The organism is Mesorhizobium sp. M2E.F.Ca.ET.209.01.1.1 (assembly GCF_004010375.2).
Lineage (GTDB): Bacteria > Pseudomonadota > Alphaproteobacteria > Rhizobiales > Rhizobiaceae > Mesorhizobium.
The window spans coordinates 1-341 of the sequence record NZ_SADP02000616.1 but is presented as its reverse complement, the minus strand read 5'-3'; the positions used below and the strand labels follow the sequence as shown (position 1 = coordinate 341).

1 protein-coding gene is annotated in these 341 nt (G+C 61.9%); it reads right to left on the bottom strand.

What is annotated here, in order from left to right:
• Positions 1-65: 65 nt before the first annotated feature.
• Positions 66-341 (bottom strand): enolase C-terminal domain-like protein (locus EN852_RS37155; protein ID WP_281407848.1); only part of this gene is annotated, 276 nt, incomplete at its 5' end.

The following is a 341-nucleotide window of genomic DNA, read 5'->3' as shown; positions in this document are numbered from 1 at the left end:
GGCGCATCGCCTCGGTCAGGTCGCCGGTCTGGTCTGGAGTCTGGTTCTTCATCTGGTCTTCGGCCTCATTCGGCTTTCAGTTTCTTGACGGCTTTCCAATCGATTTCGATGCCGAGTCCGGGTTTTTGCGGGACATCGAGCGTGCCGTTCTTCTGCCTGACGCAGCCGGGCGCGAGATCGGCCAGATGCGTCTTGAACGGGCTGGCATCACACTCGCATTCCATCACGCCGAAGTTCGGCATCGCGGCAGCCACGTGGACGCTCGCGGTCTCGCAGACGATGCCGGACATGCCGATATGCGGAGCGTAGCGGACGTCATGCGCGGCGGCATATTCGGCCAT